The organism is Paenibacillus polymyxa, from assembly GCF_018614975.1.
Classification (GTDB): domain Bacteria; phylum Bacillota; class Bacilli; order Paenibacillales; family Paenibacillaceae; genus Paenibacillus; species Paenibacillus polymyxa_E.
On the sequence record NZ_JAGGNR010000008.1, the window covers coordinates 584,888 to 601,235 of the forward strand.

17 protein-coding genes are annotated in these 16,348 nt (G+C 47.3%); 2 read left to right on the top strand and 15 right to left on the bottom strand.

Annotated elements, in window-relative coordinates:
* The first annotated feature begins 6 nt into the window (after positions 1-6).
* Complete coding sequence (locus J7E78_RS06005) at positions 7-2,097, top strand: ABC transporter ATP-binding protein (RefSeq protein WP_215075384.1); 2,091 nt, start codon at positions 7-9, stop codon at positions 2,095-2,097.
* 180 nt (positions 2,098-2,277) lie between these two features.
* Here the strand turns inward: J7E78_RS06005 and J7E78_RS06010 are convergent, their stop codons facing one another.
* The 8 genes from J7E78_RS06010 to J7E78_RS06040 form a co-directional block, all read right to left on the bottom strand.
* Positions 2,278-2,904 (bottom strand): YdcF family protein, encoded by a 627-nt coding sequence (locus tag J7E78_RS06010; RefSeq protein ID WP_215075385.1) that lies wholly within the window; start codon positions 2,902-2,904, stop codon positions 2,278-2,280.
* Positions 2,901-3,446: a hypothetical protein gene (locus tag J7E78_RS06015; protein ID WP_215075386.1), complete on the bottom strand. Its 546-nt coding sequence runs from the start codon at positions 3,444-3,446 to the stop codon at positions 2,901-2,903. The genes J7E78_RS06010 and J7E78_RS06015 overlap by 4 nt, the downstream gene beginning before the upstream one ends.
* A gap of 100 nt (positions 3,447-3,546) precedes the next feature.
* Positions 3,547-4,257 (bottom strand): hypothetical protein, encoded by a 711-nt coding sequence (locus J7E78_RS06020; RefSeq protein ID WP_215075387.1) that lies wholly within the window; start codon positions 4,255-4,257, stop codon positions 3,547-3,549.
* Positions 4,254-5,309 (bottom strand): ATP-binding cassette domain-containing protein, encoded by a 1,056-nt coding sequence (locus J7E78_RS06025; RefSeq protein ID WP_215075388.1) that lies wholly within the window; start codon positions 5,307-5,309, stop codon positions 4,254-4,256. The genes J7E78_RS06020 and J7E78_RS06025 overlap by 4 nt, the downstream gene beginning before the upstream one ends.
* Before the next feature lie 6 nt (positions 5,310-5,315).
* A complete protein-coding gene (gene argS / locus J7E78_RS06030) occupies positions 5,316-7,046 on the bottom strand; it encodes an arginine--tRNA ligase (protein WP_215075389.1) in 1,731 nt (576 codons plus the stop codon).
* A gap of 278 nt (positions 7,047-7,324) precedes the next feature.
* Complete coding sequence (locus tag J7E78_RS29660) at positions 7,325-7,459, bottom strand: hypothetical protein (RefSeq protein WP_285229345.1); 135 nt, start codon at positions 7,457-7,459, stop codon at positions 7,325-7,327.
* Between the two features lie 122 nt (positions 7,460-7,581).
* A complete protein-coding gene (locus tag J7E78_RS06035; protein WP_215075390.1) occupies positions 7,582-7,917 on the bottom strand; it encodes a four-helix bundle copper-binding protein in 336 nt (111 codons plus the stop codon).
* A gap of 73 nt (positions 7,918-7,990) precedes the next feature.
* A complete protein-coding gene (locus J7E78_RS06040) occupies positions 7,991-9,103 on the bottom strand; it encodes a CobW family GTP-binding protein (protein WP_215075391.1) in 1,113 nt (370 codons plus the stop codon).
* Between the two features lie 171 nt (positions 9,104-9,274).
* Here J7E78_RS06040 and J7E78_RS06045 point away from each other — a divergent pair, with 171 nt between their 5' ends.
* Complete coding sequence (locus J7E78_RS06045; protein WP_215075392.1) at positions 9,275-9,793, top strand: MogA/MoaB family molybdenum cofactor biosynthesis protein; 519 nt, start codon at positions 9,275-9,277, stop codon at positions 9,791-9,793.
* 75 nt (positions 9,794-9,868) lie between these two features.
* Here J7E78_RS06045 and J7E78_RS06050 read toward each other — a convergent pair whose 3' ends face one another.
* From J7E78_RS06050 to J7E78_RS06080, 7 genes are all read right to left on the bottom strand, one after another.
* Positions 9,869-10,423: a hypothetical protein gene (locus J7E78_RS06050; RefSeq protein ID WP_215075393.1), complete on the bottom strand. Its 555-nt coding sequence runs from the start codon at positions 10,421-10,423 to the stop codon at positions 9,869-9,871.
* A 74-nt stretch (positions 10,424-10,497) separates the two neighbouring features.
* Entirely contained in the window at positions 10,498-11,517 is a 1,020-nt protein-coding gene (locus tag J7E78_RS06055; RefSeq protein ID WP_215075394.1) for an acrylyl-CoA reductase family protein, read from the bottom strand.
* Between the two features lie 111 nt (positions 11,518-11,628).
* Positions 11,629-12,282 (bottom strand): hypothetical protein, encoded by a 654-nt coding sequence (locus J7E78_RS06060; RefSeq protein ID WP_215075395.1) that lies wholly within the window; start codon positions 12,280-12,282, stop codon positions 11,629-11,631.
* Between the two features lie 277 nt (positions 12,283-12,559).
* Positions 12,560-14,014 carry a nicotinate phosphoribosyltransferase gene (locus J7E78_RS06065; RefSeq protein ID WP_215075396.1) on the bottom strand — a complete coding sequence of 485 codons (1,455 nt, stop codon included), beginning with the start codon at positions 14,012-14,014 and terminating at the stop codon, positions 12,560-12,562.
* A 195-nt stretch (positions 14,015-14,209) separates the two neighbouring features.
* Positions 14,210-14,767 carry a cysteine hydrolase family protein gene (locus J7E78_RS06070; RefSeq protein ID WP_215075397.1) on the bottom strand — a complete coding sequence of 186 codons (558 nt, stop codon included), beginning with the start codon at positions 14,765-14,767 and terminating at the stop codon, positions 14,210-14,212.
* A gap of 67 nt (positions 14,768-14,834) precedes the next feature.
* Positions 14,835-15,638: an NUDIX hydrolase gene (locus J7E78_RS06075; protein WP_215075398.1), complete on the bottom strand. Its 804-nt coding sequence runs from the start codon at positions 15,636-15,638 to the stop codon at positions 14,835-14,837.
* 78 nt (positions 15,639-15,716) lie between these two features.
* Positions 15,717-16,121: a PaaI family thioesterase gene (locus J7E78_RS06080; protein WP_215075399.1), complete on the bottom strand. Its 405-nt coding sequence runs from the start codon at positions 16,119-16,121 to the stop codon at positions 15,717-15,719.
* Between the last annotated feature and the right edge of the window lie 227 nt (positions 16,122-16,348).

Sequence of the window (16,348 nt, forward strand, 5' to 3'; positions counted from 1 at the left end):
AATTCATTGAAGTCTAATACAGGCAAAAGGCTGCTTGATTACGCCTTGAAAGCCAAAGGAACATTTATAGCTGCATTAATTATGCTTACTATTGGTGTTGCGGCCGAGCTTGCCGGTCCTTTCATCGCCAAATCCATGATCGACAATCACTTGCTCGCGATTGAGCAGCCTTTCTATGAGACGACAGCTTCAGATGAAGCCGCAGTCTACAACGGTAAAAATTACAAACGCGAAGGCTTGTTCGAACCGGATGAAAACAAAGGTTCCGAAGTGCGGGTATTACAAGCCGGCAGAAGTTTTTATTTTGTAAACGAACCGGTCAATGCACCTGACGGGGACCGCACATATACGGATGGAACCCTCACGGTTACACGCGCAGGTGAGGTAACAGGCCAATATACGGCAACCCCCCTGTCCGCTGGTGAACTGTTTGCATTTTACAAACCGGAGATGCCCAGCATCTATCAATTGATTGTGTATTACATGATCTTTCTCGTGATCTCGGTCATTATGGAGTTTGGTAAAACATTCTGGCTGCAGTCCTCGGCCAACAAAGTCATTCAAAGACTGCGTAACGATGTGTATGCCCATATTCAGCGACTGCCGGTGCACTTTTTTGATAATCTGCCCGCAGGTAAAGTTGTATCTCGGGTCACAAACGATACAGAAGCCGTCAAGGATCTGTTCGTTGCTGTTCTTTCGAACTTTTTCTCAGGAATCATCACGATTACAGGTGTGTATATCGCACTCTTCCTGCTTGATGTTCGCCTTGGTCTGATCTCATTATTCGTGGTGCCGATGCTCATTGCGTGGATTGTGCTCTATCGCAAATTCGCCACTCGCTACAATACGATCATTCGATCCCGACTGAGTGAGATCAATGCAATCATTAACGAGTCCATTCAGGGGATGTCCATTATCCGCGTATTCCGCCATCAGAAACAAACCAAGCAGGAATTCGAAGATCTGAATGATGACTATATGAAACACCAGAACAAAATGCTCAACCTGAATGCCTTCACCTCACACAACCTGGTTAACGTATTACGGAATATCGCCTTTGCGGTTGTCCTATGGTACTTCGGTTCCAGCGTGTTGGATGGCACAAGTATTATCTCCCTGGGTGTTCTGTATGCCTTCGTCGATGTCCTGGGCCGCTTGTTCCAGCCGATTACCGGCATGGTGAATCAGCTCGCCAACCTGGACTCCTCCCTCGTATCCGCTGGTCGCGTCTTTGAGCTGATGGATGAGAAGGGAGAAGCCGTAACCGATGGCTCCATGCCAAGATACAAGGGGAATGTTGTCTTCGACGATGTATCCTTTGCTTATAAAAAGGATTATGTGCTCAACAATATCTCATTTAAAGCATCCCAAGGTCAGACAGTCGCTCTGGTCGGTCATACCGGTTCGGGTAAAAGCTCAATCATCAACCTGCTGTTCCGGTTCTATGATCCGCAAAAAGGCAAGATCACGATTGACGGTCAGAACGTCAAGGATCTGCCTAAACAGTGGATTCGCGAGCATATGGGAATTGTATTGCAGGACCCGTATCTGTTCACAGGCACCATTGCTTCCAACGTCAGTCTTGGTGATGAGAAGATCTCCCGTGAACGAATTGAACAGGCGCTGCGTGATGTAGGTGCTGAACGTATACTGGCTCATTTGCCTCAAGGCTTTGACGAACCCGTCATCGAAAAAGGAAGCACATTGTCTGCTGGACAGCGTCAGTTGATCTCCTTCGCTCGTGCGCTGGCGTTTGATCCGGCCATCCTCATTTTGGATGAAGCTACAGCCAATATCGATACGGAAACAGAAGCTTTGATTCAGAACGCACTCGAGGTCCTCAAAAAAGGACGTACCACCTTCATCATTGCTCACCGTCTGTCCACTATTCGTTCGGCAGATCAGATTCTGGTTCTGCATCGCGGGCGTATCGTTGAGCAGGGTGCACATGATGAACTGATCGAGCTTAAAGGCCGCTATTATAAGATGTATCAGCTTCAGCAAGGTGCGCAAGCACCAGCGGTCGCAACTCTCGAGAATCCGTCAGGTAATTCCGTTCCAACCTCCACCTCCTTTGCCGGAGGCAATGCATAACAGAGTAAAACAGAAAGTTCTTTAAGTAACCAATCAAAAATGATGTACTCGACGGCAACACAAAAAACGATCTACACAGCTACCTCAGGGTTTGCGGTGTTAGATCGTTTTTTTATTTTCATCTGGAGCCATATTCCGATAATGTTTATTTCGCCAAGACAAAAAAAATCCGCGTCAACCTCATGGCTGCTGCGGATTGTCTATCCATCCTTTGATCGTATATCCCATATACATCACGGTCTCTCTTGCGAGAAAAGGAAACTTGCTGCGCCAGGTTCGATACGCCGTTGTTCGTGTCGGAGATGGTACGGCATCCATACCCAGTCCAGCAGCCAGCTTCATGGCCCGTTTCATATGTAAAGGATCACTCACAATCGTATAGGTTTGATAACCGGCCTGTTCACCAATCGGAATAGAATTGACCAGATTCTCCTCGGTAATTCTGGATTTGGTCTCTATGCGAATGTCCGCAGGATCTACTCCATGTGCGATGGCATACTTCTGACCCACTTCAGCTTCCGTATGTTCTCCTTCATCACTTGATCCACCTGTGAAAAGCAGATTACGAACGGTACCCTGACGGTATAATTCAATCCCGTGTTCAATACGTTCACGAAATACAGGTGAAGGGTTATCCCCCGCCACGGCTGCACCCAGAATGATTGCTGCGTCTGATATTCTGGATGAATCCTCATCCGTATAGGCTGATATACGTACTGCCGTAACTACAGTCCACAGGATTCCAACTAATACTACAGCCAGAGCCGTCATTAATATCCAGCGTTTCGTTATCCGTTTGCTTGTCATTCATCCTCTTCCAAAGCCCTTGCTTGCATACTCTCGGTATGCATACGCTCCAGCGTTTGCAGAGCTGCTGCGGATTCGGCATCCAGACCAAGCTCTGCAATCCAGGCACCCGTATATTGCTGAAGACGGATCTCCAACTCCTGTGCACGGTCTTTGAAATCCTCCAACTCCTTAATCATGCGTGATCGTCCTTCCGGACTGAATGTCTCGTGAATTCGTTCCTTGAAATAATGATGTACGATACGATTACGTTGCTGCCACAATTCATTCAATTGAAGAGTCTCTTCCTCGGAGAATGTAAAATGATGGCGCACTTCGTGAATGAGCTGCCCTAGTGAACTGCTCATTTTTCGATCGTACAGTTCTTCCAAATCCTCATCAGACACAGCCTTACCCTGAGACAATTTCATTAATAAAATCAGATTGACCAGCTGCTGTTCAAGCGCCTGCCCGTAGTACACTGCCAATCCGTAATAGGCAAACAATTCCCTGGAGTGTTCGCTGTCCAGCATGTCACCATTCTGGATGTCTGTATTTTGCATATGCGAGCGCCCCCCTTCAACCGTACAATGTTAACCATTCCATGTCCCTCTATCCTAACCAAACCAAGAGCAACATTCAAGTTATCGGGAAGCGCGTCTTCTAACTCCGCAGATCTCTTCTTCCGGACAGCCACACATGGATGAATAGTAATACCGATGCATAGAACACAGTCCATAGCGTAACCGAAACAAAAGAGTCCATCTTTGATTCATCAAATAACATCATCTCACGAACCAGATAAAAGGCTGGCGGAAGAATGCGGCCAAGCCATTCTAACGATTCTGGCGAACGTTCACTTAAGGAACCTTGGATAAACGAAAGTAATAATACAATAATGAGAGCAGGCATACTTCGACTAAGCAAGGGAATGTACGATTTTTGAAAAAATACACTGATGCCCAATCCCAGCAGTGATAACCCCAGATGTCCTAACCAGGTCATCATCCACTCCTCACCTGTGGGCTGTCTATCGAACATTCCCGCGAACACGGGATACAGCACAGTGATTGCGGTGAGCATAAATTGCATGATCGAGGCACAGATGAATTGACTTGTTACAACCTTACGCCTGCTTCCTGCATGAAGGACGAGTAATTGATGCTGCCTCGCAGGTTCGGTATTCATCACCATGACTCCGAGCCAAGCAGCCGCCAGAAATAACAGCATAGCCGTGACACTGTAACTGTCCGCAATAGGGTTGGGTTTGTACGAATAGATCAGCAGCATGGAGATAATATAAAAGATAACCGGTGCAAAATATTTCTGTGAGCGAATGTGGTGCCTTAACAAATATCCGGTCAGATAGATCATTGGGCTTCTCCCCCCGCATCATCCATGGGAAACCTTAAGTCCACAGTTCCTGTGACATCTCCATGACTCGTATGTACAGCTGGATGTTGTCCTTCCAGCAAACTTTCCATATGTAATTGACTTTCCTCCTGTTGTACAGACACAACTGAACCGCCTGATGCCAGAATCATTCTAAGGACATCATCTGTTAATTGTTGAACTACTTTCCAATCCCATAACCAAGATTTTGAGTTCCCCGAGCTCGTATTACGAACTAAAGACAGTACTCCCGGTTGTTGTACAATGGATGGATCGTTAGCAAGATCCTCCCCAGCTTCCGCCAGACTTTGAATACATACAACGGGTTCGCCAATTTGTAGTATATCCTCACGACTCCAGTAGCGGAGCACGCGGCCTTTCTTTAACACAATCACCTGGTCTGCCAAACGTTCAATAAGCAACGGTTCATGACAAGCTGTAACGATGGATGTCCCTTCATCCTTCCATTGTCCCAATAAGGATACAATGGCCTCTTGAGCTGGAATATCCAAGCCAGACAACGGTTCATCCAGCAACAAAAGACCACCCGGTCCAGGTAACAGGGCCTGAATCAAATTTACTTTTTGCAATGTGCCCTTGGATAATAAGGGTAACTTCTGATCGATCGCGGTATCCAGATATAAAAGTTCACTAAGTTCTCTAATCCGCTCACGCAGTATTTCGGGGCGGATGCCCCGAATCCGTCCCATGTCCCACAAGTACTCTCCAGAGGTAAAGGGTAAACGTGGCAGGCCATCTACTGCATACCCATCAGAACCCTTCATTGTGCGCTGGATCGATCCTGTATCGGGTAACAAAATACCTGCCAACATACGTAGCAACGTGCTTTTGCCGGATCCGTTTCTGCCAACAAGCACAGCACATTCGCCCTGTTTCACTTCCAGATTAATTTGATTCAGCACCTGAGTACTGCCTAATCGCTTGCTCACTTGTTGAAGCAACATACCTCGACCTGATGAGTCTGGTACATCTTGATCGGCTTTTTTGAAAAGTCCACGTATACTCCTTATCACCTGGGATCACATCCGCTCTGGAGCTTGCACACCTAGCAAATGTAAACTGTACGCGAGGCGTTCGGCAGTCCGTTTGGCCAAGTCTACCCGGAAGGACCTTACATCAGATGGCGCATCCACAATCCGTTCGGCGTGATAGAAGCGGTTGAACGCTTGTGCGACATCTATTGTATATTTGGCAATGACCGAAGGCTCATTCCGATGAATTGCTTTTTCCAGATACTCGGGATATTCACCTAGCAGTTTCAGCAACGCCCAAGCGGTATCTCCGATACTGGATGAAGTGGTCACTGTTTCATTATCACCATCCGTAAGGCTGGAGTTAGTCAGATGGTTGTCATTTTCCACACGGATCGCCTCTTCTGCCTTGGCAAGCACACTTTGAATCCGGGCATGGGTGTATTGCACATAAGGTCCGGTCTCCCCTTCAAAACTCACGGCATCTTCCAGGGAGAAGTCCACATCGTTTAACCGATTATTGCGCAGATCACCGAAGACAATGGCACCTACACCAACAGCCTCAGCCACCTTCTGAGGGTTCTCCAGATTCGGGTTTTTCTCCTGAATAGTCTGCAAAGCACGAGCGACTGCCTCATCCAACACTTCCTGCAAGAAGACGACTTTACCGCGGCGTGTAGACATTTTCCGTCCCTCAAAACGCATTAAGCCAAACGGGATATGTTCACACTTCGCAGACCATTCATGCCCCATCCGGGATAAGACCGCAAATACCTGACGGAAATGTAACTTCTGCTCGCCTCCGACCACGTATAACAACCGATCTGCCTTCATCACCTCATGACGATACACCGCCGTAGCCAAATCCCGAGTAGGATAGATGGTTGTCCCATCTTTTTTGATAATCAGGCACGGGGGCATGTTCTCGTCCTCCAGACGTACCACGAGTGCTCCGTCACTCTCTTCAAGTAAACCTTTTGTCTTCAGTTCTTCAACCACTGCGCCCATCTTGTCATTGTAAAAGCTCTCTCCCAGCGTATGGTCGAACTGTACATTCAGACGTTCATACATCCGGTTGAATTCCTTCATGCTCACTTCCACAAAGAACGCCCATAACCGCTGTGCTTCATCATCCCCTTGCTCCAGCTTGCGGAACCACTCCCGTGCCTCCATCTCCAGAGAAGGATCGTTCTCCGCCTCATCGTGGAAGCGCACATACAGCTCCAGAGAAGTACGGATCGGGTCAGCCTCCAACGCTTCATCATTGCCCCACCGTTTGTAGGCTGCAATCTGCTTGCCAAACTGGGTTCCCCAGTCTCCCAGGTGATTCACACTTACAGAGGTATAACCCGCTTCGTTATACAACCGATACAGTGCTGCACCGATTACAGTAGAACGCAAATGTCCGATTCCGAAGGGTTTTGCGATGTTAGGTGAAGACATATCAATCACAACACGCGAACCTTGACCAAGCTGAAGCTTACCAAATCCGGCATTCCCCAGTTCTTTCAGCAGATTCGGCGCGAGCTTCTCCCGATTGAAGTGGATATTTACATACGGCCCGACGGGAGTCGCTTCAATTCCAGATGCCTGCAATCCCGATGCGAGCTCGATCGCAATGACTGCCGGTGCTTTTTTCAATGATTTCGCCAATGCAAAACAAGGGAATGCTGCATCACCCATCTCTGCCTGTGGTGGGACTTCCAGTAATCTCAGAACCTCTTGTTCATTCAATCCCGTTAAAGGGGCAATATCGGCCGCAGCCTGCTTCATCAACATGTCAAACACTCCTTATCCATTCATTATTGGCTGAAAATAAACACAAAAAAGCTCTCGTCTCTAAATAAGAGACGAGAGCTGACTTAACAGTTCCCGCGGTACCACTCTAGGTGAACAGCTACTCCTAATATGCATCAACATGCATACCAGTAGAACCTGTTCCGCTCGATGCGTATAACGGTCGCAAGCCGAATTACCCTCAGACAGATATGGCCTATCCCCAATCGGGATACGTACATCTTTTCGGATAACCATCTCACGGGTGCGGTTCACTCAGGTCATGTCATACCGGCTTTCACCTCTCCCGGCTCGCTGTCATGTATGGATCTGGCTACTCTCCCGATCATTGATATTCTTCGTTTCAATTCATTGCCATCATTATACATACCATGATCAGAATTGGCAACCTGCATTAAAAATCCCCTACTGAAAGGCAACACTTAGGCACATCGTCTCAGATGCCTGTGTTCACTGCCTTCCCTTAGGGGACAACGGTCATTATCAATTTTAATTATATATTCCAGTGAAATAATATTTACGCCACTGCTGCCATCAACCGGCAAGCTTCTGCACATCTGCGGCAAGCCTCTGCACATGCTTGGCAGTGATCGTGGTGGTGTTTGCCACACTCTGCGGCGCAAGCTTCACAAGCTTTCACACATAATTCGCATATTTCGGCAACGAAATCACTTCCACGTGTCATCGCTTGTGCGGCAAAACTGCAGATCTCCGCACATTCCCGATTCAAACGTATGCAATCACGCAGCATCGCCAGATCATATTCTTTCAGACTCGATATGTAACATACGTTGCAAGCATTCATGCATTCCAGGCAAGCATCGATACATTGTTGAACTTGTTGTTGTGTCATTTAAAGTTACCTCCCAGGCAAAGTTTGCTATGCTTCTTAATACCCAGTTCGGAGGAATATTGAATCATCTAACCTACTTTATCGCTTCCAATTCCAGTAATTGGTCACGAATGACAGTTTGGTCAAAATGTTCACCTATAAACACAGCAACATTAGGGACATCTCCTTGAGGTGTGATCTTCATATAATCCGATTCACGGTAAGCATACTGGAACCAGAAACGGCTCGCCGTGTCACTAAACGATAAAATGCCTTTTGCTCGATACACGTCTCGTGGCAAAGCAGATACAAATTGTTCAAATGCTTCGCTGTTCACCGGATGACTGAAATAATGCGTATACACCATGACATGTTCATGTGATGCATGAGGAGTGGAATGCTCATGCCCGTGATCCTGTTCATGGCTATGGGATGCGTCAGTATTCGTAGCATCGCCTTGGATCGTGTGATGCTCATGTCCATGATTGCAGCCATGTGTACCACAAGCTTCCGTATGCACATGATGCTCTTGGTGAGCGGGCTTACTTGCTTCAGAAGCTGAATCACGCACGTGCACGTCTGCCCCGCTGCGAAGCAACAGATCCATCTCCACCTCACATTTGACCGTAGGGATTACAGGTGCGAAGCCATTCCATTTTGCCAAAAGCTGCTCCAGATCTTGCAGTTCCTGTGCACTCACCCGATCCGTTTTGTTTAAGAGAAGCACAGACGCACAACGAATCTGCTCCTGCATCAGTTTGAACGTCTGTCCCTTCTGCTCCTGATACAGACCAGATAGATGCGCTGCATCCACAACGGTAATGAGGCTTTTCAACTCCAGTCGCATGTAGAGTGAAGTCTCTGTGACCGCATCCAAAATCTCCATTGGGTTCGCGGCACCGGTGGCTTCAATGATGATAACATCCGGTGATTCCTCTTGAACAAGATCAGCAAGTTGCAATCCCAAGTCACCACGTACGGTACAACAGATGCATCCACCTAACATCTCTGTCATCGGAACGGTGGAATCCACAATCTGACCATCCAGATTGACTTCGCCTAACTCATTCATGACCACTGCGGGACGCAAACCCTGCTGTTGCCAATGTTCAATCAACTGAACAAGCAGTGTTGTTTTACCACTCCCCAAAAAACCTGACAGTATATATACAGGTATGGATTGTTCTTTTAAAATCGTTTCATTCATACGTTTACACCTCTCTGATTGTCCTTCTTGTAACCTGATCTATCTATATCTAGCGAGTGTACACCATCCCGCATTCGTTGTGCAATAACGTTCAACTCTTCCCCAGTACATTGCCTGATTCTAACGGATGGTCTATGCTATGAGGACATGTTGATTGAAGGAGGAAGTTTCATGACTAATTCAGTGGAGCAACATCGCCAGGAAGCTCCAACTACGGTATCGTGCATGATTGTTACCGTGTCGGACACACGCACCAAAGACACCGATACCAGTGGCCAGCTCATGCACCAGCTTCTCAGTGAATCGGGTTATCAGATTGTTGAATACATCATCACACCAGATGAAACGGAGAACATTCGAAGCATCCTGCAAGATGCAGCCGTTCGTGATGATATTGAAGCCGTGCTGCTTAGCGGCGGAACAGGGATTGCACCCCGAGATACAACTTACGAAGCGGTATCTTCACTGCTCGACAAAGAACTTCCGGGCTTTGGTGAGATCTTCCGTTTTCTCAGTTACACCGAAGATATCGGTTCCGCTGCCATCCTGAGCAGAGCCGTCGCTGGAACGATTGGACGCACAGCCATATTCTCCATGCCAGGCTCCAAAGGAGCTGTCCAATTGGCCATGGAAAAACTCATTTTGCCTGAACTGCGGCATGTCATGCGTGAAATATATAAACCCGTCTGAAGAATCAGACGGGTTTTTCGGGTTTATTTTCAGCTGTACGATACGAATTGCAAGGTTCAGCGCTCCCCTCTGCTCCTACCTTAATTGCCCCAATACTTGTTGGAACACCTGCATAACATCCTGTTCATACTTGTCCTTTTCCCCACCGGAAGCTGTATAAACAAGTGAGACGTATCCTTTGCTGCGAATCGTTGTCCGGCCAAGCGCATTCTCCAAGACAGCCTCGTCGCTATTCTCACTATACATTTGTTTCATGCTGGCAGCACGGGTTGCCGCATCACTGAAAATATGAACTTTCACGATGTGTCTGCCACTTCCATTCAACAAGTACATATAAGAGATCCCACCATGACCGTCATCGGCAGACATATTATTCATCAGCTGAATGCCTTTTGCTTCAAAACTCTTGCTGATCTCACTCACCAATTCACCGTTTAATCCGTGTCCTTGACTCTGTGCCCGCACATTTCCTTCATCTGTCGCTTCGCGGGTGTAGACCTTCCGCTCCTGCTCAATGGATGATGCCGAACAAGCCACCAGGGCCCAGATACTCGCGATCAACACGCCACTTACAAGTACCGACTTGATTGTTCTTCCAACCAGACTTTGGCCTTTTCTACGAAACCACATGCCAATCCTTCCTTTCCAGCCACATGTACTGTGACTCAATCAGGTAGAATTAGCATGTCTAAGGGCTTAGAATCTTATGCGGATGGCAGATCTGATATTATATTGACTACCGTCCGACCTACTGCACCACCTTGGAGTATCGTCTCCAGCGTATGAGGCAACTGGTCTAGCGAAATTTCCCGGATTCCCAGTTCCAGCGCACGCTCCGGTTTCCATTCTCCGCCGAGCAGTTTCCACAATCGTTCCCGACGTTCCATTGGACAATATACAGAGTCTATACCAATAAGCTGGATGCCACGCAAAATAAACGGAAGTACCGTGGATTCAAAAGCTGTGCCTCCAGTTAACCCGGATACCGCTACCGCACCTCCGTATTGAACTTGTTTCAATCGCTCCGCGAGTGCTGGACCTCCTGTCGGATCAACAACTCCCGCCCAGAGCTGTTTGCCCATGGCTCCTTTAGCTGGAGCATCTGCTTCTTCACGAGTGATAACCTCTGAAGCTCCCAAGTTTCGGAGCAATGGCTCCTCCTGCTCCTTCTTGCCTGTGCTGGCTGTTACTTCAAAACCAAGTTTCGCCAGAATGGCAACTGCCATACTGCCAACACCACCCGTTGCACCCGTAACCAGAACCTTGCCCATCTCCGGTGTCACTCCAGCCTGTAACAGCGCATCTACCGAAAGTGCAGCCGTAAATCCTGCCGTTCCAATTGCCATGGCTTCTTTCTCACTGAGACCTGGTGGCAGAGGTACCAGCCATTCACTGCGTAGACGCGCATACTCGCTGTACCCTCCGTAATGGGATACCCCAGGTTCAAATCCTGTACTGATCACCCGATCTCCTGGTGCAAAACGTCCACTTATCGACTCCTCAACCGTTCCGGCCAGATCAATTCCCGGCACCATCGGGTATTCACGAACGACACCACCCTTTTCAAGAGTCGCTAGTCCGTCTTTATAGTTGACACTGGAATACTGCACCTGCACCGTTACATCTCCATTTGGCAGATCTTCCTTCTTCAGTTGCTCTATAGCAGCTCTCACACCGCTCTGTTCTTCTTTACGGACAACATATGCGTTAAAAGGGTTTTTCATCGATAGCCACTCCTTCTTTGGATTTTATATATTTTTTCATTAAGCACATGAAATGTTCGCATTCAGGCTTAACGGCTCCCTTTTACCTTTGGATTCTTCAGATGTTGATGATCAAGCTCTGTCTCTTCTGAGCGTTAACAGATAGATTAGTGGACCCACAATAGGGATGATCCCCGCCGCTGCCCAAGCTGGTGAACGTCGACTTACTTCAGTATCCCTGTATATCCCAAGCATCGAAAGTAAGGTCAGTAGTACAAAATCAATCGTCATGATATGTACAAAGGCAGATTGCTTGAATGCTTCCATATATACATCCGGATGACCTTGCATCACGGCATAAAATGCCGTCCCCAGCGTCAACAGCAGAAGGACTACATGCGTCAACTTGTGGGCTGCTACCCGTCCAATACCCGCCTCACGCTGACGACCAAAATGCAAGCTTGCGTAACCCGAAGCTCTATTTGCGGATGATGACCATGCATAATAGGGAAGCAGGGCAAAAGCACCCAGTCCAAAAGAAAGTATGACAAAAGGCCAAACCGGTACTCGGCCACCTCGTTCTTTCACAGATGTTCTTAACAGCATACAGGCATACACTGCCGGGAAAATACCTAACCACGAAAACACAGTAAGTAACCAAGGCTCTTTGCTTTGCATTGTGATCAGTTCTTTGAATATTGGATCACTTCCAGGTGACTGCCCCGGTGCCAACAACAAGGTATAGGCAATAAAAGTGATCCAGAGCAGCCCTAATATCCATCTCATGTCTGCACCTCCTCTTACTTTCATCCCCTACAGCTGTGGGATTGAATCAATAGTTGCATAATTTGGCGGCTCCTGCGCTTTCCCGAGAAATAATTACTGCTTTTCCCCTACAACCTCTTGAATTGTGCATGACTATTTCCAGTATAGCCTGTTACCTTGGAAGTCTGTCCATGAGATTTCTTACATCACTGGTCCATCTCATCGGGATCATATCAAAAAAAAGGCATAAGCCAGTATTCCTCACTGGTTATGCCTCTCTGTAATTCTTATGTGTAGATCATCCCTCTGTGGATTTCACATGTTCCATAATGAGCTTCTGCTTCATATTCCAAACCGCTGGGCTGATATTCACACGGTAGATCTCCGGGTTAAGTTTACGTTGGTATTCAGGCCAGAAGAGGTCCATCTGCTCCCGATGATACGCCCGAATCTCATCCAAATTAGGCAGGTCATACACTTTGTGTCCGTTGACAAAGATCGGCTCCAGCATATTGACCGCTTCGTAGCGGGTAACGGTCTTTTTCAGATAAGGGTGTAGCGGGTTGAACAGCTTGAGCGGTCCGCCCTGTAGCGGCTGCTCTTCATCTGGATAGCAGATATAATCTGCAATCGCTTTGCCATGTTTCGGATCAATGATCCGGAACACTTCCTTTTTACCTGGAGTGGACACCTTTTCAGGATTGGCAGATATTTTGATCGTAGGCAGCATGGCACCGTCCACTTCACGCTCCACCAATTTGTACACTCCACCCAAAGATGGCTGGTCAGAAGCCGTAATCAACTGTGTACCAACCCCCCATGTATCTATCCGTGCTCCTTGAGCCTTCAGGTTGAAAATCGTATTTTCATCCAAATCATTGGATGCTACAATTTTCACATAATCCAGCCCAGCCTCATCCAGCATCTGACGTGCCTGAATGGACAAGTATGCAAGGTCACCACTGTCCAGACGAATCGCATTCATCTTTTTGCCCTGGCTCTCCAGCTTCTTGGCTGTGTTGATCGCATGTGGCACACCACTTTTCAAGGTATCAAAGGTATCCACCAACAGGGTCACATGATCCGGCAGCACTTTGGCATAGACGTCAAACGCCTCCTGCTCTGTCATAAAGCTCTGCACCCATGAATGTGCATGCGTACCTGCTGTTGGGATTCCGAAGCGCTCTCCGGCCAACATGTTGGACGTTGCATGGAAGCCTGCTACATACGAAGCACGTGCGCCCCAAATGGCGGCATCGGCTTCCTGTGCACGCCGTGTACCGAATTCGAGCAACGTATCCTGTTGTGCTACCTGTTTGATCCGCGAAGCCTTGGTTGCAATTAACGTCTGATAATTCATGAAGTTAAGTATCGCCGTCTCCACCAATTGTGTCTCCATAATGGAGCCTTCTACCCGAATGAGCGGTTCGTCAGGGAAAACAATTGCACCCTCCTTCATGGAATGAATCGTCCCCTGAAATGAAAACTGGAGCAACTCTTCCAGAAAGACCGGATCGTAATTTTCCTCTTGTTTGGATAAAAATTTGATGTCGTCCATCGTAAAATGAAGTTCGCTGATATAGTTCACAATCCGTTCCAATCCGGCAAATACCGCATAACCGTTACCAAAAGGAAGCTTACGGAAATAGGCTTCAAATACCGCCTTCCGCTTGTGAGTACCATTCACCCAATGGGCGTACATCATATTGATCTGATATTTATCCGTATGTAAAGCCAGGCTAGTTGTCTGCATTTGTCTCATCCTCTCTGACTTCCGCTCGTGCCCCCATATTTCATCTGAGGACACGGGTTAACATATGGAGACTTATTCTTCATGATTCTGTTCATCTGTATTAAACAAACAAGTCTCCCCTAAAACTCTATACACCATTCACCACATTCATCCGGTTCCTAACATGAGGTCAACCAAACATGACTATGGAGAAAATTAAGCCAAGACTGTTTCGCTCGCCTTAACCACCGAAGCACCAAGGCTGGAACGAAAATGTCCAAGTGCCCACTCATGCCCTGCCGGATTGAAGCTGGCAACGGCATCTTCATATACCGTAATATGAAAACCCTTATTGTAAGCGTCCACTGCAGTATGCAATATGCAAATATCCGTACATACCCCTACGAGTGCAATATCTGTAATACCACGTGCACGCAGTCTGAGTTCCAGATCTGTTCCACAGAATGCGCTGTATCTCGTCTTATCCATCCAACGAATATCGTTTTTCCGTTCTTCCATCACTTGGGCAAGACGACCATATAACTGTCTTCCCTCCGAATTTCTGATGTTATGAGGTGGGAAAAGTACAGTCTCCGGGTGATACGGATCATTCTCTTCGTGTAGATCCACAGCCATGATTACCTCATGTTTGTTCTTACAATAGGCCTCGGTTACAGCTGCAATCGTCTCTTCGATCTCTACTGCTGGCTGACCTACAGGCAAAGAACCTGTCACAAAATCTTTCGTAAAATCAATGACAATCAGTGCTTTCATCGTCAACACTCCCTTAGCCCAGAAATGGTTGATCCTGATTTAATCCAATTGACACATCTACACCTTATTACGTATAGATAGAAAGGCGTGGTACGAGTTCTGTAAAACGATATAGCTGCGCTGGACGTTGCGAGTACTGGTTGGAACTCACCAGGTTCCCCTCTTCATCCCGTACTTCTTCCACAATGCCTTTACGACTGCGGGTAGACGTAATCTTGCGAATGAAGTTTGGTTCTTCAAAATCCGGTACAACACTTTGAATAACCTGATATAATTCACTTAATGTAAAATCACGTGGCAGGAACTGACGAGCAATCGTCGTTTCCAACATCTGCTGTTGAATACGTCGATAAGCATCTTCGATGATTGTTCTGTGATCAAAGGCAAGTTCCAGTTCTTGCAGCGCCTCCTGAATGGTGAACAATCCAACATCCTCAGCATCATCTGCTGCTTGGCGTTGATCCAGCATCCATTCTTCTACAAGTGCAAAAAATGCGTGAGAGATAATCCAGCCCCTCGGGTCACGACCCGGCTGACTGTATACATTCAAGTACTCCAGATGTCCACCATCTACTCCTGTCTCTTCCATCAGTTCACGCTTTGCTGCACCGTAGATGGATTCATTCTCCTGACAAAATCCACCGGGTAATGCCCATCTGCCTGCAAAAGGCCAGCCTTTGCGCTTGATCAGCATCACTTTCAGTTCCCGAATGGGGAGCGTCTTCGTCACCGTCTTGCGCTCCCGTTTGGTTAGGGTGAACATAACGATATCCGCAGGAACACCATCGGGGGTACGATACTTTTTGGAACTATAAGCACGTGCTGCTTGTTCTTCACTCTCTGCATTGAAGTGTTCGTAGTTTTCGCTCATGGGCACCACCGACTATTTTCATTTTGATAATTTCATTATGACATAATAATATATTTTGTCAACCGCAGGATTCGTGCGTTACGTTCTCGGGCGTGCTATGCGGAATGTCGCCGTTGCCATACATCCCAACGTGCCTGATGCATCACGAACCTCCGATTGAGTCGTAACACTGCGTCCTGCTTGATGCAGTACCGTAGCTCTCACCATTAACTCCCCTTGTTTCATCGGTGCAAGAAAATGCACGTTCAGATTCGTTGTCACACAGCCGTCCACTTCCATTGCTGCTGTTGAAACCATACCCATCGCTTGATCCATCAGTGAAGTTAATACGCCCCCATGAATAATCCCCATGGAGTTCGTATGCTGTTCGCCTGCTGTCAGCGCGATCTGTACTTCTTTGCCGTCTCCTTTAATATAACGACATCCGAGAAATCCCCAGAATCGTCCGTCTCCGTCTTCCACCATTTTGTCCAAAATACTCATTATTCATTTCTCCTTTATTCACTGTACGTATCAATCTCTCTTGATGTCATGTGCCTTTATCATTAAAAATCAGCTGCGCCACACAAAATAACCCCACAGCGTGGAGCTTTGCTTGGAATTATATTCCGAGTACTTGGCGATAGCCACTCCACGTTAACAGTTATGCAATGTAAGAAAAGCTTCTGATCGAAGTCTTATCGCTGATGCCACATTCGTGGTTTAGCGGT